Origin of the sequence: Mycobacterium xenopi, assembly GCF_009936235.1 — a bacterium.
Classification (GTDB): domain Bacteria; phylum Actinomycetota; class Actinomycetes; order Mycobacteriales; family Mycobacteriaceae; genus Mycobacterium; species Mycobacterium xenopi.
In genome coordinates this window covers 1,552,877-1,574,290 of the sequence record NZ_AP022314.1, presented here as the reverse complement: position 1 = coordinate 1,574,290, position 21,414 = coordinate 1,552,877, and the positions used below count along the sequence as shown (strand labels likewise).

The window sequence follows — 21,414 nt, the reverse complement described above, 5'->3', positions numbered from 1 at the left end:
GGCTCACCGCCCGCCCCCGTCAGTTCCGGGCGCCGACGCGCCGAACACCTTGACGAAGATGAGCGCGATGATGGCCACGCAACCGAAGATCAGCACCGATATCGCCGATCCCAGGCCCAAGTTGAAGCCCTTGAATAGGTTGTCGTAACCCAGAATCGACACCGATTCGGTTTTGTTGGAGCCACCGGTGAGCACGTAGATGTTGTCGAAAATGCGGAACGCATCCAGCGTCCGGAACAGCAGCGCCACCAGGATCGCCGGTTTGATCAGCGGCAAGGTGACCTTGGTGAGCCGTCGCCAGGGCCCGGCGCCGTCGACGTGCGCGGCCTTCAGCAGGTCGTCGGGCACCAACGCCAGCCCTGCCAGCAGCAGCAATGCCATGAACGGGGTGGTCTTCCACACCTCGGCCAGGATGATGATGCCCAGCGACGGGATCTGCTGCGTGAGCGGCGCGCTGCCTTGTGGCAACAGGTTGGCCAAATACCCGGTGCCAGGTGTCCAGGCGTAATACCAGCTATACGACGCCGCCACCGTGACGATTCCGTAGGGAATCAGCACCGCGGTGCGCACCACGCCCTTGCCGACGACGGTGCGGTGCATCACCAGCGCCAACGCCAGACCCACCACGAACTCGATGGCAACCGAGACGGCAGTGATCGCCAGGGTGACCACGAACGCCGTCCACCACAACCGGTCGGTCAGGATGGTCTGGTAGTTGGCCAGGCCGACGAAGCGGGTGTCGCGGGGGGTTGCGAAGTTGCAGCGCTGCAAGCTCAGCCAGACCGCGTAGCCGACCGGATAAGCCGTCACCGCCAGCATCAGGATCACCGCGGGGGCGATGAGAACCAACGCCAGGCGCCGTTCGGACTTGCGCGACTCGCTGGCCGCGGTGGCCGACGGTTCGGTGGCAGCGACGGTCATGGGATCAGCCCCTTTCCGTCGATGGCCTTTTGCACCTCGACGGTGAGCACATCGGCCGTGCGCTCGGGGTCGATGGCGGTGATCGGAGCCAGCGTCGCCGAGATCCGGGTGGAAACCGCCTGATAGAGCGGAGTGGCGGGCCGCACGGCGGCGGTGGTGAGCTGCTGGCGGATGATCTCGTACTGCGGATACCTCACCTGGAATTGCGGGTCGGAATACAGGGAGGCGCGCACCGCCGGCAGGCCGCCTCGAATCGACACATACTTCTGGTTGGGCAGGCTGCGCAGACACCGCACCGCTTCGAACGCCTCTGCCTTGTGGCGAGTTGTCTTGGCCACCGCCAAATTCAGCCCGCCGATCGTTACTCGGGCCGGTTGGCCGGGCTGCACACCCGGGTAGGCCGCGAACCCGAACACCTTCTTGCTGGCTTCGTAAGCGGCCCGGAACTGCTCATCGTCGGGCCGGAACGAGCCGACGCTGTTGATGCTGCCGACCAGGTCGGGCCGCTGGTTGAGCGGCAGGAACGCGACCCCGCCCTTCACGGCGTTCTCCAGCATCGAGGGGAGCACGAACGGCCAGTTGACTTCCAACGCTGCCCTACCCGCTTCGAGCGCCAACCGCGCCGAACTCTCATCGGATTGGGTGATCGACGGGTCGGCGCCGGGCGCGGTCGCCACCGACTTCATGATCTGCAAAGCCTTGACAGTTGCGGCCCGATGCTGCGGCGTGTCGGTCAGGGTGACGGTCTTGCCGTCGTCGGAGAGCACCTGCCCGCCGGCGCTGGTCAGCAACGTGTTGAACCACACCACCAGACCCTCGTACTGCTTGGCCTGCACGCCGATCCAGCTGGGTTCTCCGGCCGCGTGCAGCCGGGTCGCCTCGGCCACCATGCCATCCCACGTCGACGGCGGCTGATCCATCAAATCAGCTCGGTACCAAAGTAATTGGGTGTTTGTGGTGATCGGCGCGGCGTAGAGCTTGTGCTGCCATCTGGCTGTGGCGAGCGGACCTGGCAACGTGTCGGCGGTGGCGTCGGCTTCTGCGCGGCCGGCCGGGTCGTCGGACAGCGGCAGCGCCCAGCCCGCCTCGGCGAACTCCGCGGTCCAGACTACGTCGAGGCCCATCACATCGAGGGTGCGGTCGTTGCCGGTGAGCCGGCGAGCCAGCTGCAGCCGCTGGTCGTCGGCGGAGCGCGGCAAGCTGATCTGCTGGATGGCGAAACGCCCACCGAACTGGGCGGTGCAGCGCTTGGCGATCGCGGTGTAGGTGCCGCTGTCGTCGGCGGGCGTATAGAGGCTGATCACCGGCCCGCCGTTGCCCTGCCCACAGGCCAGCGGCAGCAACGCGGTGGTCAACGCCGCCAACGCGACCGCGCACATCCGCCGTGCGCGCACGCGACGACTCGCCACCACACCCGCCTCTTTCCGTCGGGGTTTTTCCCGCTGTCCCGCGCCAGAACCGTAGAGCCAGCTACGCGTGATTTGCAACACTTGCGCGGGCGTGCCGCACACTGACCGTCAGATCGCCAGACGGGCCAGCAAATCACGCGCCCTTTCGGCGTTTTGTGGATCGCACAGCACGTCGTAGCGGCCCGCCACCAATTGCATCGTCGAGCTGAAATCCCTTGTGCCGCGGGCCATCGCGTAGGGAACAGCCGACGTGATCAAGCCGAAGAACACACCGGCGACCAGACCAGTGGTCAACGCGGCCCACGGGTTCGGGCTGAAGAAGCCGAGCACCAAACCGATGAACAGGCCCAGCCACGCGCCCGTGAGCATGCCGCCGCCCAGCACTTTCGGCCAGGTCAACCGGCCGGTCACCCGTTCGACTTGCATCAGGTCGACCCCGACGATCGTCACCTGCTCGACCGGGAACTGCTGTTCGGACAGGTAGTCGACGGCACGCTGGGCCTCGGCGTAGGTCGGATAGGACCCGACCGGCCAGCCTTTCGGCGGCGTGGGCAGGGCCGGCACGCCACGCCGACCGGCGGCGGGGTTACCCGGCGTGGCACCGGGAACTTCTCCGGGCTGGAACGGGCTGGTCATCGATCCTTATCCTCCTCTGCGCCGGCCATCGGTTCGTCGACTGCCCGGCACTCGATTGCTATCTTCCCCAACGCGCCGGATCAGCCGTTGGTGCCCGCCGACTATGACCACACACGCCAGCAGGTCATAAGCTAGGTTGAAACGCATGACAACTCCCGGTGGCGATTCCGGCGAGAACGCGCACGACGGCGGCACAAAACCCGGGTCGAGTGGGCAACCTCCGGGTGAGTCCGAGCGAAATGCTGCCGGCGAGCCTGCGTTCTCCGGATTCGAGCCGCCACCCTCGGGATTCGAGGCTCCACCGACGCCAGGCTATCCACCACCGGCTTATCCTCCGCCCGGTTACCAGCAGCCCAGTTATCCGCCACCCGGCCCGCCGCCTACCGGTTACGGGGCGCCCCCGGGCTACCAAAACGAGTCTGGCTACAGCGCGTCGTATCCCCCGGGACCGCCGGAGTACGGCTCCTCGGCGGGCGGTTACGGCCAGCCGTATCCGGGTGGCTACCCTGGGCCGGATTATTCGGGGGCTACGGGCCCCCGCCGCAGCCCGGCACGAACACGCTGGCCATCGCCTCCCTGGTCGCGTCGTTCATCGGGTTGCTGTGCGGGATCGGCTCCATCGTCGGCATCGTGTTGGGCGCGGTGGCACTCAACCAGATCAAGCAGACCCGCCAGGAGGGCTACGGCCTGGCCGTCGCCGGCATCGTGGTCGGTGTCGCCACCCTGCTGGTGAACTTGATCATCACGATTTACGCGCTGCGCTAGCCTGCTTGTGATCCGTCGGTGGCACGAATGGCCCCGACTGGCGCCGCATTCCAGCCGCCCGGCCCTTAGCGGCCACAACCAGCGCCATTTTGCGGCTGGCCTCGTCGATCATCTCGTCGCCGAGCATCACCGCGCCCCGAGCTCCGCCCGCGGCCGAGGTATGCCATTCATAGGCTTCGAGCACCAGCTCGGCGTGGTCGTATTCGTCCTGGCGAGGGCTGAAGATCTCGTTGCCCGCAGCGATCTGATCCGGATGCAACACCCATTTGCCGTCGTAACCCAGAGCCGCCGACCGGCCCGCAACGCGCCGGAACGCCTCGATGTCGCGGACCTTGAGGTAGGGCCCGTCGATCGCGGCCACACCATGGGCGCGAGCCGCCACCAAAATCGTCATCAGCGCATGGTGGTAGGCGTCTCCGACGTCGTAACCCTCGGGCTGTTCGCCGACCACACGGGCACGCATGTTGAGGCTGGCGGTCAGGTCGGCGGGGCCGAGCACCAGCGCCTGGACCCGCGGCGCGGCCGCGATCGCGTTGATGTTCGTCAGACCCTGGGCGTCTTCGATCTGCACGTCGATGCCGATACCGCCGACGGGCAGCCCGTGGACGGTCTCCAGTTGGGTCAGCAGCAGGTCAAGCGCGTGCACATGCGACGCGTCGGAGACCTTGGGCAGCACTATTACGTCGAGCTGGGCCCCTGGTGTGGCGCCGACGGCCGAGACCACCTCGATGACGTCGGCGTGCGTCCACGGGGTGGTCCAGTCGTTGACCCGAACCCCGCGCAGTTGTCCGGCCCATCCCGGTTCGCCCAGCGCGGCGGCCACCCGGGCACGCGCCGAGGACTTGGCGGCCGGCGCCACGGCATCTTCGAGGTCGAGGAAAACCTCGTCGGCGGGCAGGCCTTTGGCCTTGTCGATCATCTTCTGGCTGCTGCCCGGCACCGACAGACAGGTGCGGCGGGGTCGATAGGCGTCGTTCACGCTTTCACTCCTACCCTGGCATCCATGACGTCGGTCAACAGGGTCTATGTCGCGCGGCTGGCGAGAATGCTGGTCCTGGGCCCGATGGGCGAATCGTTGGGACGGGTTCGCGACGTCGTGATCAGCATCAGCATTGTTCGCCAGCAGCCACGCGTGCTTGGGCTGGTGGTCGAACTGGTGACCCGGCGTCGCATTTTCGTCCCGATGCTGCGGGTTGCGGCGATCGAGCCGAACGCGGTCACTCTCACCACCGCTAACGTGTCGCTGCGCCGGTTCGAGCAGCGGCCCGGTGAAGCGCTGGTCCTGGGTCAGGTGCTCGACACCCGGGTGCGGGTCAACGACCCGGAACTGCCGCAGCTGGCCGATACCGACGTCGTCATCACCGATCTGGGGATCGAGCAGACCCGGACCCGCGACTGGATGGTGACCAGGGTCGCCGTGCGCATCCCGCGCCGGTTGGGCGGCGCGGCGCGGCCCACATCGTCGACTGGCACAACGTGGTGGGTCTGACGCCGTCGGCGCTGGCGATGCCGGGGCAGGCGGTGGCGCAGTTGTTGCAACAGTTCGAAGGGCTGCGGCCGGTGGAGGTGGCCGATGCCATCCGGGAACTACCGCCCAAGCGGCGCTACGAAGTGGTCAACGCCATTGACGACGACCGGTTGGCCGACATCCTGCAAGAGCTGCCAGAAGACGACCAGGCCGACCTGTTGCAGCAGCTGGGCGCCAAACGCGCGGCGGATGTGCTGGCGGCGATGGACCCCGACGACGCCGCAGACCTGCTCGGCGCAATGAATCCGGCTGAGGCCGAGATGCTTTTGGGCCGAATGGATCCCGGCGAATCCGACCCGGTGCGACGACTGCTCAAGCACTCTCCCAACACGGCCGGCGGTTTGATGACGTCCGATCCGATTGTGCTGACCCCGGACACCACGGTCGCCGAAGCACTGGCCCGGGTGCGCGACCCCGATCTCACTCCCGCGTTGTCTTCGCTGGTGTTTGTCGCACGCCCCCCGACGGCCACCCCAACCGGTCGGTACCTGGGTTGCGTGCACCTGCAGCGGTTGCTGCGTGAGCCACCGGCCACCCTCGTCGGCGGGATCGTCGACGCCGATCTGCCCACCCTGACACCGGAATTGCCGCTGGCGCCGTTGACTCGCTATTTCGCCGCCTACAACCTGCTGTGCGGGCCGGTGGTCGATGACCAGAGCCACCTCCTCGGCGCGGTGACCGTCGACGATGTGCTCGACCACCTGCTGCCACCCGACTGGCGCGAGGCGGACGAAGAATCCGCCCTAGACGGCGTCGGGAGCACCTCGTGACCAATTCCCCGCCGCGGCAGCGGCTCTACACTCCACGCACTTCGCGGATGGCCGCACCGCGAGTCGACCCCGAAGCGGTCGGGCAGATCACCGAGTCCATCGCCCGCTTTTTCGGGACCGGCCGCTACCTGCTGCTGCAGACCGTCGTCGTGGTGGCCTGGATCGCGCTGAACGTGTCCGCGGCTGGCTTTCGCTGGGACCCCTACCCATTCATCCTGCTCAACCTGGCGTTCTCCACGCAGGCCGCGTATGCCGCGCCGCTGATCCTGCTGGCCCAGAATCGCCAGGAGAATCGGGATCGCGTCGCGCTGGAGGAGGATCGTCGCCGCGCCGCCCAGACCAAGGCCGACACCGAATATCTGGCTCGCGAGCTGGCTGCGCTCCGGCTGGCCATCGGCGAGGTGCAAAAGACCCGCGACTACCTGCGCCACGAATTGGAAGGCCTGCGTGAGCTCCTAGAGGATCGGCAGCCTGAGAAGCCAGCCCGTGCCGCGGACGGCGCGGTCCGTCGCGCCAGGCGACACAGCTGAAACGCGCATCGGCGCCAGGCCCAACTCCGCCATTGTTGCCACTGCCGTCACCAGAGTTATGTATGGTGACCTAGTTCACGACGCCCTTTTCGGGTCACGGACGCTTGAGTCACATACTGAGGACGGTCGAGTGCGCATAGGGGGACGATCGGGGGCACGCCCGACCCTTGCAGCCATGCGGCGACAAGCAGCTCGCGTGGCTCGCACACCGGCGCTGGCCGCGGCCGTGTTCACTTCGCTGCGGCACCGGGTGGCGTCGGCACCAGCCCTCGGCGCGGGCCCCATCACTTCGCTGCGCCGGCAAGCGGCCCGCGTGACGCAGACCCCGGTGTTCGGCGTGGCCCTGATCACTCCGCTGATGTTCGCCGGAGCTGTCGGTGCGGCCGCGCCGCGCTTTCCGGGACCGGCGCCGGCGACGCGCGACACCGGCATCACGCCCGTGGCTGCGGTCACCCGATCCGGTGCCGACCTGTCCCGCCCGACCGTCATCGCGGTCACGCGTCGGCCGAGCAGATTCCGCGTCGCGGCGGCCACCCTGTCGGCTCCGCCCCCCGCGTTCGTCGTCAATACTCCCGGGGTGCTGGGAATCCCGAAGATGGCGCTGTCGGCCTACCGCAATGCCGAGCAAATCATGGCCGCGTCCGATCCCGGCTGCGGTGTCAGTTGGAACCTGCTGGCCGGCATCGGCCGTATCGAGTCGATGCACGCCAACGGTGGCGCCACCGACGCGCGCGGCACTGCGATTTCGCCCATCTACGGCCCGGCGCTCGACGGCACACTGCCCGGCAACGCGATCGTCGTCCAAAGCAGCATCGCCGGCCGGGTGACCTACGCGCGGGCGATGGGGCCGATGCAATTCCTACCCGGAACGTGGGCACATTACGCGTCCGACGGCGACGGCGACGGGGTGGCCGACCCCCAGAACCTGTACGACTCGACGCTGGCGGCCGCCCGATACCTGTGCAGCGGGGGGCTCAATCTGCGGGATTCGTCGCAGGTGATCGCTGCGATCCTGCGCTACAACAACTCGATGCCGTATGCCCGCAACGTACTGGGCTGGGCAGCGGCATACGCCACCGGCGTGGTTCCGGTGGACCTGCCACCGCTGACCGGCCCGCCACCGCCGCTTGGCGACATACATCTGGAGAACCCGGAGGGCCTGGGGCCCGGGTTGCCGCTCAACATCCACGGCCTGCCGTCGACCGACCCGCTGGCCCAGATGCCGCTGATCGACTTGGGCCAGTCGACCATGCCGACCCAGCAGCCGATGTGGCCATGGCAGTCGTCGGCTCCCCGCGCGCCGTCCTGCACCCTCATCTGCATCGGCCCGGACCCGGCCCAGCAGCCGCCCGGGACGGTGCCGCCAGGGTCGGCCCCGCCGGCGGCCGACATGATGTCCCCGGCATGCCGGCAGCGCCGCCAGCTAGCCCCCGGCCGGACCGCAGCCCGGACCGACAGGCGCGGCACCGGCTGCCGGGCCGGTCGGGTCCCAGCCCGGCTCCCCGCCGGCGCGACCGGGCCCCGCCGCCCCACAGCCAGGCCCGCCGCCGGCCGGGCCGCCGTCGGCGCCCCCGCCCGCAGCCGCGCCGGTCAGCTGACGGCCGCCTGAGCCGACCGTTGGGCTCCTCCTCAGGCCGAATCGGCTCGCGTCGTCGCCGAACTAGACTCGGCGATGATGTCCAAAACTCACGACGACACCGCCGAGCTTTCGGCCGCCGTACGGGGCGCGCTGGCCAAGGTGATCGATCCCGAATTGCGGCGTCCCATCACCGAACTCGGGATGGTCAAAAGCGTCGAGGTCGCGCCCGACCACGCGGTGTACGTCGAGATCTACCTGACGACGGCTGCCTGCCCCAAGAAAACCGAAATCAGTGAGCGCGTCGCTCGTGCGGTCGCCGATGTTCCCGGAACCGGCGCGGTGAAGGTCAGCCTCGACGTGATGAGCGACGAGCAGCGCACCGAGCTGCGCAAGCAACTGCGCGGGGACGCCCGCGAACCGGTGATCCCGTTCGCGCAACCCGGGTCGCTGACCCGGGTCTACGCGGTGGCCTCCGGCAAGGGCGGGGTCGGTAAATCGACGGTGACCGTCAACCTGGCCGCGGCGATGGCCGCTCGAGGGTTGTCGGTTGGCGTGCTCGACGCCGACATTCACGGCCATTCCATCCCCCGGATGATGGGCACCACCGATCGGCCTACCCAGGTCGAATCGATGATTCTGCCGCCCATCGCCCACGACGTGCGGGTGATATCGATCGCGATGTTCACCAAGGGCAACGCCCCGGTGGCCTGGCGTGGCCCGATGCTGCACCGGGCGCTGCAGCAGTTCTTGGCCGACGTGTACTGGGGCGAGCTGGACGTGCTGCTGCTGGACCTGCCCCCGGGCACCGGCGACATCGCCATCTCGGTCGCGCAACTAATCCCGAACGCCGAAATCCTGGTGGTGACCACACCGCAGCTCGCCGCCGCCGAAGTGGCCGAGCGCGCGGGCAGCATCGCGTTGCAGACCCGCCAGCGCATCGTCGGGGTGGTGGAGAACATGTCGTGGCTGGTGTTGCCGGACGGTGCCAAGATGCAGGTGTTCGGCGAGGGCGGCGGCCAGCAAGTCGCCGAGCGGCTGTCCCGCGCGGTCGGTGCCGACGTGCCGCTACTGGGACAGATTCCGCTGGATCCTGCGCTGGTCGCCGCCGGCGATTCCGGGGTGCCGATGGTGTTGAGCGCACCCGATTCCGCGGCGGGTAAGGAACTGCGCAACATCGCCGATGCGCTGTCATCGCGGCAACGCGGGTTGGCCGGCATGTCGCTGGGCCTGGACCCAGTGCGCCGTTAAGCGGCTCCTGTCTGCCCTGAGAACGCCAGAGCCAGCCGTTGATGCCGGAGCTGGCCTCTGATTAGGTCGCGTCGACGTCGAACGGGGCGGGGCCTGCGACCGGCGGCGGCTGCGCGGGCGGATACGGCGCTGGCTGGACGGCGACGCCGTCGGGCCGGTCGAACACGCGAAATAGCGAATCGTCGCCGTCGAGCAAGTGTTTGGTCAACGCCGCGCGCGGGGTCATGCCCCGCAGCTTCTGCAATTCGCTGAGCGGTTCACGCAAGTCGTCGAATTCCGGTCCGATGTCCTGGCGCAGCTGATTGGACATCTCGCTGAGGTAGTCGCGCGCCTGGCGCAGCGCGTTGGCCGTCCACCGGATCGCGCCCGGAAGCCGCTCGGGGCCAAGGATCACCAGCCCGACCACCACCAGGACGAGCATCTCCCCCCAGCCGACGTTGGCGAACACTTAGCTGGTATCCGGTCCGGGTTTGACCGTGAGCGTGACGTGGCGACCGTCGCGGATGACTTCGATCGGCGCGTCTTGTCCGATCGTCAGCTGACGCACAGCGACCACCATCTCGTCGGCGTCGGCGACGGTGCGGTTGCCGACCTTGATCACCACGTCGTTTTCCAGGATGCCGGCCTTTTCGGCGGGACTACCCGCCTTGACGTTGGCGACCTGAGCACCCTTGGCGAGCTCGTTGCTCACCGAGCGGGTGTTGACGCCCAGCGTCGGGTGCACGATTTTGCCGTCCCGAATCAGGCTCTGCGCAACCCTTTTCGTTTCATTCACTGGGATGGCGAAGCCCAGCCCGCTGGCGCTGTCCGACAGCGACTTGCCGGCGGTGTTGATGCCGATGACCTGGGAGTCCATGTCGATTAGCGGCCCGCCCGAGTTGCCGTGGTTGATCGACGCATCGGTCTGCACGGCGTCGATCACGGTGTCGGTATCGGAACCCTCCCCCGACAATGGGACGGGCCGGTGCACGGCGCTGATGATCCCGTGGGTGACCGTGCTGCGCAACCCCAGCGGCGCACCGGCCGCTAGCACCTCATCACCGACGCGCACCTTGTCCGAGTCACCGAGCCGGGCCACCGTCAGGTTGTTCACGTTGTCCACTTTGAGTACGGCCAGGTCGGTCTTGGGGTCACGGCCGACCAGGTGTGCCGGCACGTCTTTGCCGTCGTTGAACACCACCGTCGTCTTGTACTGGCTCGGGTTGTTGGCCGCATCGGAGATGACGTGGTTGTTGGTGACGATGTAGCCGCGGCCGTCGATGACGACACCGGAGCCTTGGGTGCCTTCTTGGTCGCTGACCGATTCGACGGTCACCACCGAATCGGCCACGGACGCGGCGACCTTGGCGAAGCGCCCGGCCGGCTCTTCGGCGTTGCCCTTGGTGGACAGCGTGACCTTGGAGGTGGTGAATGCCTCGGCGACTTCAGCCGTCTTGCGGCCGACCCATCCCCCGACCAGGCCGATCAGCAGCGCGATCACGCCCAGGATGATCAGCGCCCGATAGGACACCTTTCCGCCGAAGAGCACGTCGCGTACACCGAGTTTGTCGCCGTGGCCAAACCGGGGCGCGGGAGCCGGCGGTGTCAGCGCCGGCCTACCCAACGCCGCGGCGGCACCCGGGTCACGCCAGGGATCGTCGGGCTCTTCCCCGTCTTTGTGCTTTTCAGCTTCGAGCGCCCCGGCGTCGGCCGGATGACGCTGCAACGACTCGGCACCCGGGAACGGCCGGCCGAAGGCCTCGGCCAGCACCGGGTCGGCAGGCTGGTCATGCGGGACGAACTCGGTCTGGTTGCGGTATTTCGGCGGGCGCACACCTTCGGCGACAAACGAGCCCTGTACCCCAGCGGGGCGGCCGAAAGCCTGCCGCGAGGCCGGGTCGACGGGTGGTCGGGAAATGGGACGCGGCGCCAGCCGATGGGCGCCGTGGTAGTCCTGATCGGAGCTCACGTCATCCTCTTCTAGGCGCTCGAGACAACGCGCGGTCTAGGCGTGTGCACGGCGTTGCGCGCCGCGTGCCCACCCTACCGGCGTTTGCGCCGGTCATGCGCGCCGCCATCAGCCAATTGGTCGGACAGATCAGATCCCGAGACGTCGTCGTCGAGCCAGGCTGCGCTATCGGGCCGAGAATAAGGAATCTGGGCCAGCATGCCGAGCAAGGTGCTGGGGATTCTGATCGGCTGCGAGTCGCGCAGCGCAGCGCGCGCACGGCTTTGATCCTCAACCTCGGCGGCGCACTGCGCACAGAGCGACAGGTGATGCGCGGCGCGCAGGTGCGCATTCATCCGCAGTTCACCGTCGACAAATGCGGCGATGGCCTCGGTGGACAGGTGCTCCGTGGAGCCGAACTGGCGTGGCGCGCCCACGGGCGCGTCGCTCTGGGAGGCAAATTGCGAGGGCAGCCAGGAGAACGCTCGGCGGAACACTTGTCCCCGATCGGCCATCACCTGCTCCTCTCGACATTTACCCAGGCCTACACGGCACTACTTTGAATGTAGCGCGCTGCCTCATGCCGGACATCCGTGAACAGCCGATGAACCGCCGGCGCGGCGCTATGCAGACTTTTCCGCGGCGTCCTGGGTTGCGCCTCGGTCATGCTCGGGGTGGGCCGCCAAATAGTCGCGCAGCGCCTGTCGGCCCCGGTGAATGCGGCTGCGCACGGTGCCCAGCTTCACCCCCAACGTGGCGCCGATCTCTTCGTAGGACAAACCCTCGATGTCGCACAACACCACCGCGGCGCGAAACTCCGGGGGCAGCGAATCCAGCGCGGCCTGCAGGTCGGGGGCCAACCGGGCGTCGTGGTAGATCTGCTCGGGGTTGGGCTCGGCGGCGGGCACCCGGTCGTAATCCTCGGGCAACGCTTCCATCCTGATGCGGCTGCGGCGGCGCACCATGTCCAGGAACAGGTTCGTGGTGATGCGGTGCAGCCAGCCTTCGAATGTGCCGGGCTGGTAGTTCTGCACCGAACGGAACACCCGGATGAAGGTCTCCTGGGTCAGGTCCTCGGCGTCGTGCTGGTTGCCCGAAAGCCGGTAGGCTAGCCGGTATACCCGGTCCGCGTGCTGGCGCACCAGCTCATCCCACGACGGCATCGTGGCCTTGTCCCCGGTCGCGTCGAAGACTGCGGTGCCGTAGGGCTCGTCAGAAAGTTCCACCCAGTCGGCGTCGCGATACCGCTCGGGGTGCGACATGCTCGCTGGGCCGATCAATGTGGTGATGATTAGTTCCTCCGGGTCGAGACCGCGATAAATCGTCGGCAGTTCGTCACCGCCCCCAACGCCGGGAATCTCAGGTGTATTCCCAGACCATTCCCCGCGTTCCATGCAGATACCGTCGCGTATCGGCGTGTGGCCGACATATGAGCAGACTGAGCTTTCACTGAGAAACGGGACCGCACCCCTACTGTAGTGCGGCTATTCCCCGGTGTGTGACGTTGAACACTGGACGCGTCCGGGCGTGTCGACGCTATCGGGCCGGGCGCGCCTGTCAGGGTGCGACTTCGATTGCACCTACGCTGCGGGCATGGCCAGCACCAACCACACTTCGGGCCAGGCGGTCCCGGCGAGCCGGGCCGAATCCCTGTTGACGCACGCCGAGGGCTCGATCTCTGAGGATGCGATCCTCGCTGCGGCCCGCGACCGCGCGGCGGAAATCGGGGCCGACGCCGTCACACCCGCGGTCGGCGCACTGCTGAGCGTGCTGGTCAAGCTCAGCGGCGGAAAGGCCGTCGTGGAAGTGGGCACCGGCGCGGGGGTCAGTGGGTTGTGGCTGTTGTCCGGTATGCGCGACGACGGTGTCTTGACCACGATCGATATCGAGCCGGAATACCAGCGGATCGCCAAACAAGCCTTCGCCGAGGCTGGCATCGCGCCGTCACGCACACGTCTGATAAGCGGGCGCGCGCAAGAGGTACTGACCCGGCTTGCCGACGAGTCCTACGACCTGGTATTCATCGACGCCGATCCCGTCGACCAGCCGGATTACGTCGTCGAGGGCGTGCGCCTGCTCCGCTCGGGCGGTGTCGCGGTCGTGCATCGGGCGGCGCTGGGCGGCCGGGCCAACGACCCTGCCGCACATGATGCGGAGGTGGCAGCGGTGCGCGAGGCGGCGAGGCTCATCGCCGAAGACGAACGCCTTACGCCCGCATTGGTACCGCTCGGGGACGGACTGCTGGCCGCGGTCCGCGACTGAGTTTTTACGAGTTTTTACGAATCGCTTACGGGCCGCCCCCTTGACCGCAGGCTGAACGTGCGTTTAGTCTATTGAACATGCGTTCAGCCGATCTCACCGCGGCCGCCCGGATTCGCGATGCGGCCATCGAGCAGTTCGGTGAGCATGGGTTCGACGTCGGACTGCGAAGGATCGCCGAAGCGGCAGGGGTGAGCGCCGCGCTGGTGATCCACCACTTCGGCTCCAAGGAAGGCCTGCGCAAAGCCTGCGACGACTACGTCGCCGAGCAGATCCGCAGCGAAAAGTCCGAGGCCGTGCGATCCAATGATCCGGCCACCTGGTTTGCGCAGATGGCCGAAATCGAATCGTACGCGCCGATGATGGCTTACCTGGTCCGCAGCATGATGTCCGGTGGCGAGTTAGCAAACATGTTGTGGCACAGGATGATCGACAACACCGAGCAATATCTCGAAGAGGGTGTGCGGGCCGGCACCATCAAACCCAGCCGCGATCCAGCGGCCAGGGCCAAGTATCTGGCTATCACCGGTGGCGGCGGCTTTCTGTTGTATCTGCAGATGCACGAAACCCCTGCGGATCTGCGGGCAGTGCTGCGCGATTACGCGCGTGACATGGTGCTGCCGGCCCTCGAGGTCTCTACCGAAGGCCTGATGGCGGACCGGACCATGTACGACGCATTTCTCGCCCAAGCAGAAGGCCGAGCCGATCAAGGAGAAGCCAATGTCAGTTGACGACCGTCAAGCTGCTATCGAAATTCACGGCCTAAGAAAAAGCTTCGGCGCAGTGCGGGCTCTGGATGGGTTAGAACTCACAGTGCGCGAGGGCGAGGTGCATGGCTTCCTCGGCCCCAACGGCGCGGGCAAGTCGACGACCATCCGCATTCTGCTCGGTGTCGTGAAAGCCGACGGAGGCACAGCCCGCCTGCTGGGCGGCGACCCATGGACCGACGCTGTGGAGCTACATCGCCAGATCGCCTATGTGCCAGGCGATGTGACTTTGTGGCCGAATCTCACCGGCGGGGAGACGATCGACTTGCTGGCCCGCATGCGCGGCGGCATCGATGAGAAGCGGCGTGCGGAATTGATCGAACGCTTCGACCTCGATCCATGCAAGAAGGCCCGCACGTATTCGAAGGGCAATCGCCAGAAGGTTTCGCTGATATCCGCGTTTTCCTCACAAGCGCGACTACTGCTGCTCGATGAGCCCAGCAGTGGCCTAGACCCGTTGATGGAGCACGTCTTTCAAGAGTGCGTGCGCGAAGCACGCGATCGCGGCGTGACCATACTGCTGTCCAGCCACATCCTGGCCGAAACCGAGGCGGTCTGCGATCGAGTGACCATCATCCGGGCCGGCAAGACCGTCGAGAGCGGTTCCCTGGACGACATGCGCCATCTCAGCCGAACCTCAATCAAGGCCGAAATGATCGGCGACCCAGGCGATCTCACACGAATCAAAGGTGTCGAAAACGTCAGCGTCGAAGGCAAAACTGTGCGTGCCCACGTCGACAGCGAAAGCCTCGGCGAGCTGATACGGGTTCTCGGCGACGCCGGTGTGCGCAGCCTGGTCAGTCAGCCGCCGACCCTGGAGGAACTCTTCCTGCGCCACTACGGCGTCGACGGCCAACGGGACCACAGCAGGCAGGAGGTATCGGCATGACGACAGCCACGCTGGACCGACCGCACCGACCCGCTCACCAGGCGCCGCCGGCGCGGAAATCGAACTTTTCCGGAACACTTGGGCTTCTCCGGCTGTACCTGCGCCGCGACCGCATCGTGCTGCCGCTGTGGGTGCTGCTGCTGTCGGTGCCGCTGGCGACCGTCTACGTCGGCAGCATCGAGAAGGTGTATCCGGACCAGGCCGCCCGGGCTGCGTTTGCGGCCTCGATCATGGCCAGCCCGGCCCAGCGGGCGCTCTACGGGCAAATCTATGCGGACAACCTCGGCGCCGTCGGCGTCTGGAAAGCCGGGATGTTCCATCTGCTGATCGCTATCGCGGTGATCCTCACGGTGATTCGCCATACCCGCGCCGACGAAGAGACCGGCCGGGCCGAGTTGCTCGACTCGACGTCGGTCGGCCGATACGCCAGCCTGACGGCTGCCTTGCTGTTGTCGTCCGGGGCCTCAATTGCCACCGGCATGATCGGTGCCGCCGGCCTGCTGAGCACCGACGTACCCTCCGGCGGATCGCTTGCCTTTGGCGCGGCGCTGGCCGCATCCGGTCTCGTGTTCACCGCCGTGGCAGCGGTGGCGGCACAACTGTCACCCAGCGCCCGTTTCACCCGCAGCGCGGCCTTCGCAGTGCTGGCGGTCGCGTTTTCGCTGCGCGCCATCGGTGACGCCGGCTCCGGTGCACTTTCGTGGCTGTCGCCGCTGGGCTGGTCGTTGCAGGTGCGCCCGTATGCCGGGGACCGCTGGTGGGTGCTCTCACTACACCTGCTGACGACCGCCGTGCTGATCGTCGTGGCCTACCTGCTGCTGGCGCGGCGCGACGTTGGCGCGGGATTGATCGCCGAACGTCCCGGACCCGGAAAGGCCGGCTGGTCGCTGCGCGGCGCGGCCGGCCTGGCGTGGCGGCTAGACCGTGGTGCGGTGCTGATCTGGACCGTCGGGCTGTGTCTTTACGGCTTGCTGATCGGCAGCATCGTGCACGGCATCGGCGAGGAGATCGGCAGCTCCGCTGCCCGCGACATCGTGGCGCGCATGGGCGGCACCGGTGCACTGGAGCAGGCTTTCATCACGGTGGCATTCACCATGCTGGGGATGGCAGCGGCCGCGTTCAGCATCTCACTCAGCTTGCGACTGCACCAAGAGGAGACCAGCCAGCGAGCCGAAACGATATTGGCTGGCGCTGTGGGTCGAATCCATTGGGCAGCAACTCATTTGACTATGGCAATCGCCGGGCCGGCGGTCGCCATGGTGCTTGCGGGGATAGCGGCTGGGCTCAGCTACGGCACAGCGGCCGGTGACGTGGGCGGCAAGCTGTCCACGGTCGTCGGCACCGCGGCCGTACAGCTGCCCGCCGTGTGGCTGCTCGCAGCGGTCACGGCTGCACTGTTCGGACTGATGCCGCGGCTTGCGTCAGTGGCGTGGGGTGTGCTCGTCGGGTTCGTCGCGCTGTACCTGCTTGGCTCGTTGTCGGGTTCTGCGCAATGGGTTTTGGATCTAGAGCCCTTCACTCACATACCGCGGGTGGGCGACGGCAACTTCACACCGGTTCCGCTGCTGTGGTTGCTGCTGACCGATGCGGCGCTGATCGCGTCGGGACTTGCGGCATTTCGACGTCGGGATCTGCGTTGTTGAGGAGAGCTGCATGAAAACCTTTGGTAAAGGCGCACTCTCGGCTGCCTTAGGCCTGCTCGTGTTCGGCGTGATGTTGTTCTTGCCGGCAGGTACCTTGCACTATTGGCAGGCCTGGGTATTTCTCGCCGTGTTCGCGCTTTCCACTTGGCTTCCCAGCATCTATCTGTTGCGGACGAACCCAGCCGCGCTGGAACGGCGGATGCGTGCCGGACCATTGGCGGAGACCAGAACGCTGCAGCGGATCGTTATCGCCGGGTTGTTCATCTGCTTTGCGGCCATGTTCGTGGTCAGCGCACTGGACCACCGCTTTGGCTGGTCGCCGGTGCCGGCGACAGTGTCGCTGGTCGGCGATGTACTGGTCGCGATCGGCCTCGGCGTCGCAATGCTGGTGATCATCCAAAACAGCTATGCAGCCGCCAACGTCACCGTGGAGGAAGACCAGCAACTCGTCACCACCGGCCTCTACGGGCTAGTGCGACACCCGATGTACACCGGCAACGTCATCTTGATGGTGGGCACCCCGCTTGCGCTCGGCTCGTACTGCGGACTCGTCTTCGTCGTACCCGGACTGGTCGCATTGGTGCTTCGCATCCGCGACGAAGAACAGTTGCTCGCGCAGCGACTCGGTGGATACCGCGAGTACCTGCAGCAGGTGCGCTACCACCTGGTGCCCTACCTATGGTGAGCCCCTAGATCCACACCCCTTTGCCGACCGCAACCACGCCGCCAGCGCTGACCGCGAAGCGTTCCCGGTCCTTTTCCAAGTCGACGCCGACCATCTCGCCGGGCCCGACGACCACATTCTTGTCCAGGATCGCGTGGCGCACCACGGCGCCGCGGCCCACCCGGGTGCCGGGCATAATCACACTGCCTTCGACGATCGCGCCGTCGTCCACAACCACGTTCGACGACAGCACCGAATTGCGCACCGACGCCGCGGAGATGATGCTGCCCGCACCGACCACCGACTCCTGCGCCGACCCGCCGTTGACGAACTTCGCCGGGGCCAGGTTTTCGGTCGCACCGCGGATCGGCCAGCGCTTGTTGTAGAGATTGAACACCGGATGCACCGACACCAGATCCATGTGCGCGTCGTAGAACGCGTCCAAAGTCCCGACGTCACGCCAGTAGCCCCGGTCTCGGTCGGTGGCGCCCGGCACCTCGTTGTCGGAGAAGTCGTAGACCGCGGCTAACCCGTCGGCCACCAGCCGGGGGATGATGTCACCGCCCATGTCGTGGTCGGAATTCTCGTCCTCGGCGTCGGCGCGGATCGCGTCGATGAGCACCTTGGTGGTGAAGATGTAGTTGCCCATCGACACGAACGTGGACTCCGGATCGTCGGGCGTGCCGGGCGGGTCGGCGGGCTTCTCCACAAAGCTGCGGATGCGACCGGAGTCGTCGGCGTCGAGGCACCCGAACGCCGTCGCCTCCGAGCGGGGCACCCGGATGCCAGCCACCGTCGCGCCCGCGCCGCTGTCGATGTGGAACCGCACCATCTGCTCGGGGTCCATCCGGTACACGTGATCGGCCCCGAAAACCACTATGTAGTCGGGGTCCTCGTCGTAGATGAGGTTCATCGACTGATAGATCGCGTCGGCGGAGCCGGTGTACCAGCGTGGGCCGAGTCGCTGCTGCGCAGGGACCGGAGTGATGTATTCACCGGCCAAGCCGGAGAGCCGCCAGTTCTGCGATATGTGGCGGTCGAGGGAGTGCGACTTGTATTGCGTGAGAACGCAGATCCGCAGGTATCGGGCGTTGACGAGATTGGACAATACGAAGTCGATCAACCGGTAGGCGCCGCCAAAGGGAACCGCGGGCTTGGCCCGGTCCGCGGTTAACGGATAAAGCCGCTTGCCCTCCCCCCCGGCCAGGACGATGCCCAGCACATGTGGCGCTTCCCTCATGGCTCAAACCTATCGGCCGCTGTGAGCCCCTGCCAGGGCATTGGCTCGATTCGCCCACGTTGACGGACTGCCCGTCAAGGAATTTGGCGCGGCTCGCCCTAAGTATTGCCGCCACATCGCAGGGGCAAACCAGTAGATCGGATGGCCCGACTCCTCACCGGGCCGCTAGCGTGCCGGTATGCGCGTGGCGATGATGACCCGGGAGTACCCGCCGGAGGTCTACGGCGGTGCCGGCGTGCACGTCACCGAGCTCGTCGCGCAGCTGCGCCGCCTGTGCGAGGTCGACGTGCACTGCATGGGCGCTCCTCGCCCGACGGCGTCCGCGCACCAGCCCGACCCGCGACTGCGTGGCGCCAACCCGGCGCTGGCGACGTTGTCCACCGACTTGGTGATGGCCCACGCCGCCGCGGGCGCAAATGTCGTTCACTCGCACACGTGGTACACCGGCCTGGCCGGTCATCTGGCCGCCTTGCTTTATGACATCCCGCATGTGGCGACCGCGCACTCGCTGGAGCCGTTGCGGCCGTGGAAGGCCGAACAGCTTGGCGGCGGCTACCGGGTGTCGTCGTGGGTGGAGGGCACCGCGCTGAACGCCGCCGACGCCGTCATCGCGGTCAGCTCCGACATGCGCGACGACGTGCTGCGCCTGTACCCGGCGCTGGATCCGAGCCGAGTGCATGTGGTGCGCAACGGAATTGACACCGACGTGTGGCATCCAGCCCATCCCCAAGGCGACGAATCCGTGCTAGCCCGGCTCGGCGTGGACCGCAGTCGGCCGATCGTGGCGTTCGTCGGGCGGATCACCCGGCAAAAAGGGGTCGCGCACCTGCTGGCCGCCGGGCACCGGTTCAGCCCCGACATCCAGCTGGTGCTCTGCGCCGGCGCCCCCGACACCGCGGAGATCGCCGCAGAGGTAGCCACCGCGGTAACCGCACTGGCCCGTGAGCGCACCGGTGTGTTCTGGGTCCGGGAGATGCTGCCCATCGGGCAGATACGTGAAATACTTTCTGCTGCAACTGTTTTCGTGTGCCCATCGGTCTACGAACCGCTGGGTATCGTCAACCTCGAGGCAATGGCCTGCGCGACCGCGGTGGTAGCCTCAGATGTCGGCGGGATACCGGAGGTGGTGGCCGACGGAATCACCGGGTCGCTGGTGAATTACGACCCCGCCGATCCGGCCGGTTATGAAGCGGGGCTGGCCGACGCGGTCAATGCCTTGGTCGCCGACCCAGAGAAAGCCGAGCGCTACGGCCGGGCCGGTCGTCAGCGGTGCATCGACGAATTCTCGTGGGCGCACATCGCTGAACAGACATTGGATATCTACCGGAAGGTGTGCGCATAGCAGCGACCGCTCGCCGGACCCACAATGGGTTGGGTGAGACGGGTTAGCTGGTAACGCCCTTCAGTTCGTCACCCAGTGCGGCGGCTTCGTCGGGCGTGAGCTCGACGACGAGTCGACCACCGCCCTCTAGCGGTACCCGCATCACGATGCCGCGCCCCTCCTTGGTCGCTTCCAGAGGACCGTCTCCGGTCCGGGGCTTCATCGCCGCCATCGAGTACTCCCTCCAGGTTCGAGCCGGCCCGACATCACGGACCTTGTCCAGGCCGGGACCCCCCATACCCGGCAATGAACTGCCAATTCACCCCCCTATTGTTCCCTATTGGGACGGTCAGGGTGTACAAGACCCGGTTCTGGGAAATCCTACTGGGCCAACATAGGCACCCAGCAGGTGCTGAGGTGGTCGTCGACCATCCCGCTCGCCTGCATCAGGGCATAGGCGGTGGTGGGCCCGACGAACCGAAACCCTCGCCGCTTGAGTTCGCGTGCCATGGCGGTGGATTCGGCGGTGGCCGAAGGGATTTCCGATGCGTCGGCGGGCCTTGGCCGCGGGGGCGGCGCGAACGACCACAGCAACTCGGCTAGGTCGTCGGAGGAGCCCAGGGCCGCTGCCGCCCGCGCGTTGGCGATGGTGGCTTCGATCTTGGCCCGGTTGCGCACGATGGTGTCGTCGGCCATCAACCGGGTCACGTCGGCGTCGGTGTAGCCGGCGACGGTTTCGATGTCGAAGCCTGCGAAGGCCCGCCGAAAGTTCTCCCGCTTGCGCAGGATGATCAGCCACGACAGTCCGCTCTGAAAGGCCTCCAGGCACATCCGCTCGAACAACGCAACCCCGTCGCGCACCGGACGGCCCCACTCACGGTCGTGGTAGTCGCGGTACAGCTCGGTGGTCGCCCACGGGCAGCGGATCAGTCCGCCGTCGGGCGCGGTCACCCCGGTTCCTTGTCGTCTGGGAGGTCTTCGCGGTCTTCGGCCCCGGCCGTGGAGGTAGCCGTCGCGAGCTGGCTGCGCAGCAGGTCGAGTTCCTGGCCGAGCCGATCCAGCACCCAGTCCACCTCACTGGTCTTGTACCCCCGCAGCACCTGGGTGAATTTCACCGCTTCGACGTCGGCGCCGGTGACACCGGAGGCGGGCAGCACGGTTGCCGTGGTGGCCCGCGGCAGCGGCGGCAGCTGTTCGCCGCGGCCGAACAGGAGGCTGGCCACGCCGAACAGGACAAGCGCCAGCAAAATCAGCACCACCAGATACAGCAACACCAACGCCACGCCAACGATCCTGCCTCATCCCGCGCCGCGCCGTC

20 protein-coding genes and 3 pseudogenes are annotated in these 21,414 nt (G+C 66.9%); 11 read left to right on the top strand and 12 right to left on the bottom strand.

Annotated elements, in window-relative coordinates:
* Nucleotides 1-3: 3 nt before the first annotated feature.
* The 3 genes from MYXE_RS07440 to MYXE_RS07430 form a co-directional block, all read right to left on the bottom strand.
* Nucleotides 4-921 (bottom strand): carbohydrate ABC transporter permease, encoded by a 918-nt coding sequence (locus MYXE_RS07440; RefSeq protein WP_085197664.1) that lies wholly within the window; start codon nucleotides 919-921, stop codon nucleotides 4-6.
* The gene (locus MYXE_RS07435; protein WP_161552158.1) at nucleotides 918-2,300 is read right to left on the bottom strand and encodes an ABC transporter substrate-binding protein; all 1,383 of its coding nucleotides are present in this window, start codon (nucleotides 2,298-2,300) and stop codon (nucleotides 918-920) included. The genes MYXE_RS07440 and MYXE_RS07435 overlap by 4 nt, the downstream gene beginning before the upstream one ends.
* A gap of 138 nt (nucleotides 2,301-2,438) precedes the next feature.
* Nucleotides 2,439-2,966 carry a YflT domain-containing protein gene (locus tag MYXE_RS07430; protein ID WP_003922373.1) on the bottom strand — a complete coding sequence of 176 codons (528 nt, stop codon included), beginning with the start codon at nucleotides 2,964-2,966 and terminating at the stop codon, nucleotides 2,439-2,441.
* Nucleotides 2,967-3,111: 145 nt separating this feature from the next.
* Here MYXE_RS07430 and MYXE_RS07425 point away from each other — a divergent pair.
* A pseudogene (locus MYXE_RS07425) lies at nucleotides 3,112-3,731 on the top strand (DUF4190 domain-containing protein).
* Here MYXE_RS07425 and MYXE_RS07420 read toward each other — a convergent pair.
* Entirely contained in the window at nucleotides 3,709-4,710 is a 1,002-nt protein-coding gene (locus MYXE_RS07420; protein ID WP_085197662.1) for an HpcH/HpaI aldolase/citrate lyase family protein, read from the bottom strand. The pseudogene MYXE_RS07425 and the gene MYXE_RS07420 sit on opposite strands and share 23 nt — an antisense overlap.
* A 24-nt stretch (nucleotides 4,711-4,734) precedes the next feature.
* Here MYXE_RS07420 and MYXE_RS07415 point away from each other — a divergent pair.
* The 4 genes and pseudogenes from MYXE_RS07415 to MYXE_RS07400 all read left to right on the top strand — a co-directional run bounded on the left by MYXE_RS07415 (nucleotide 4,735) and on the right by MYXE_RS07400 (nucleotide 9,386).
* Nucleotides 4,735-6,029 (top strand): annotated as a pseudogene (locus tag MYXE_RS07415) (magnesium transporter MgtE N-terminal domain-containing protein).
* A 47-nt stretch (nucleotides 6,030-6,076) separates the two neighbouring features.
* Entirely contained in the window at nucleotides 6,077-6,559 is a 483-nt protein-coding gene (locus tag MYXE_RS07410; RefSeq protein ID WP_003922377.1) for a DUF1003 domain-containing protein, read from the top strand.
* A 343-nt stretch (nucleotides 6,560-6,902) separates the two neighbouring features.
* Nucleotides 6,903-8,157 (top strand): annotated as a pseudogene (locus MYXE_RS07405) (lytic transglycosylase domain-containing protein).
* A 77-nt stretch (nucleotides 8,158-8,234) separates the two neighbouring features.
* The gene (locus MYXE_RS07400) at nucleotides 8,235-9,386 is read left to right on the top strand and encodes an Mrp/NBP35 family ATP-binding protein (protein ID WP_003922379.1); all 1,152 of its coding nucleotides are present in this window, start codon (nucleotides 8,235-8,237) and stop codon (nucleotides 9,384-9,386) included.
* Nucleotides 9,387-9,447: 61 nt separating this feature from the next.
* On the opposite strand, the gene tatB is transcribed toward MYXE_RS07400, so the two are convergent.
* The 4 genes from tatB to sigE form a co-directional block, all read right to left on the bottom strand.
* Nucleotides 9,448-9,834, bottom strand: coding sequence for a Sec-independent protein translocase protein TatB (tatB, locus tag MYXE_RS07395; RefSeq protein ID WP_085197660.1), 387 nt, complete (start codon nucleotides 9,832-9,834; stop codon nucleotides 9,448-9,450).
* Nucleotides 9,835-11,334 (bottom strand): serine protease HtrA, encoded by a 1,500-nt coding sequence (gene htrA, locus MYXE_RS07390; protein WP_003922381.1) that lies wholly within the window; start codon nucleotides 11,332-11,334, stop codon nucleotides 9,835-9,837.
* 74 nt (nucleotides 11,335-11,408) lie between these two features.
* A complete protein-coding gene (gene rseA, locus MYXE_RS07385; RefSeq protein ID WP_085197658.1) occupies nucleotides 11,409-11,828 on the bottom strand; it encodes an anti-sigma E factor RseA in 420 nt (139 codons plus the stop codon).
* 108 nt (nucleotides 11,829-11,936) lie between these two features.
* Complete coding sequence (sigE, locus tag MYXE_RS07380) at nucleotides 11,937-12,707, bottom strand: RNA polymerase sigma factor SigE (protein ID WP_085197656.1); 771 nt, start codon at nucleotides 12,705-12,707, stop codon at nucleotides 11,937-11,939.
* A gap of 199 nt (nucleotides 12,708-12,906) precedes the next feature.
* On the opposite strand from sigE, the gene MYXE_RS07375 reads away from it, so the two are divergent.
* From MYXE_RS07375 to MYXE_RS07355, 5 genes are all read left to right on the top strand, one after another.
* Complete coding sequence (locus MYXE_RS07375; protein WP_085197654.1) at nucleotides 12,907-13,575, top strand: O-methyltransferase; 669 nt, start codon at nucleotides 12,907-12,909, stop codon at nucleotides 13,573-13,575.
* Nucleotides 13,576-13,652: 77 nt separating this feature from the next.
* On the top strand, nucleotides 13,653-14,303 hold the full coding sequence (locus MYXE_RS07370; protein WP_085197652.1) for a TetR/AcrR family transcriptional regulator: 651 nt from the start codon (nucleotides 13,653-13,655) through the stop codon (nucleotides 14,301-14,303).
* On the top strand, nucleotides 14,293-15,228 hold the full coding sequence (locus MYXE_RS07365) for an ABC transporter ATP-binding protein (RefSeq protein ID WP_085197650.1): 936 nt from the start codon (nucleotides 14,293-14,295) through the stop codon (nucleotides 15,226-15,228). The genes MYXE_RS07370 and MYXE_RS07365 overlap by 11 nt, the downstream gene beginning before the upstream one ends.
* Nucleotides 15,225-16,871 (top strand): ABC transporter permease, encoded by a 1,647-nt coding sequence (locus tag MYXE_RS07360; RefSeq protein WP_085197648.1) that lies wholly within the window; start codon nucleotides 15,225-15,227, stop codon nucleotides 16,869-16,871. Before MYXE_RS07365 ends, MYXE_RS07360 begins: the two co-directional genes overlap by 4 nt.
* A 10-nt stretch (nucleotides 16,872-16,881) precedes the next feature.
* Nucleotides 16,882-17,556, top strand: a complete 675-nt coding sequence (locus MYXE_RS07355; protein WP_003922388.1) for a methyltransferase family protein — start codon at nucleotides 16,882-16,884, stop codon at nucleotides 17,554-17,556.
* A 4-nt stretch (nucleotides 17,557-17,560) separates the two neighbouring features.
* Here MYXE_RS07355 and glgC read toward each other — a convergent pair whose 3' ends face one another.
* Nucleotides 17,561-18,775: a glucose-1-phosphate adenylyltransferase gene (glgC, locus tag MYXE_RS07350; protein WP_003922389.1), complete on the bottom strand. Its 1,215-nt coding sequence runs from the start codon at nucleotides 18,773-18,775 to the stop codon at nucleotides 17,561-17,563.
* A 178-nt stretch (nucleotides 18,776-18,953) separates the two neighbouring features.
* Between glgC and glgA the strand changes: the two genes are divergently transcribed.
* Nucleotides 18,954-20,117 (top strand): glycogen synthase, encoded by a 1,164-nt coding sequence (gene glgA, locus MYXE_RS07345; RefSeq protein ID WP_085197646.1) that lies wholly within the window; start codon nucleotides 18,954-18,956, stop codon nucleotides 20,115-20,117.
* Between the two features lie 43 nt (nucleotides 20,118-20,160).
* Here glgA and MYXE_RS07340 read toward each other — a convergent pair whose 3' ends face one another.
* The 3 genes from MYXE_RS07340 to MYXE_RS07330 form a co-directional block, all read right to left on the bottom strand.
* On the bottom strand, nucleotides 20,161-20,328 hold the full coding sequence (locus tag MYXE_RS07340) for a DUF3117 domain-containing protein (protein ID WP_003406247.1): 168 nt from the start codon (nucleotides 20,326-20,328) through the stop codon (nucleotides 20,161-20,163).
* A gap of 149 nt (nucleotides 20,329-20,477) precedes the next feature.
* The gene (locus MYXE_RS07335) at nucleotides 20,478-21,047 is read right to left on the bottom strand and encodes a DNA-3-methyladenine glycosylase I (protein WP_085197644.1); all 570 of its coding nucleotides are present in this window, start codon (nucleotides 21,045-21,047) and stop codon (nucleotides 20,478-20,480) included.
* A complete protein-coding gene (locus MYXE_RS07330; RefSeq protein WP_085197642.1) occupies nucleotides 21,044-21,379 on the bottom strand; it encodes a DivIVA domain-containing protein in 336 nt (111 codons plus the stop codon). Before MYXE_RS07330 ends, MYXE_RS07335 begins: the two co-directional genes overlap by 4 nt.
* Between the last annotated feature and the right edge of the window lie 35 nt (nucleotides 21,380-21,414).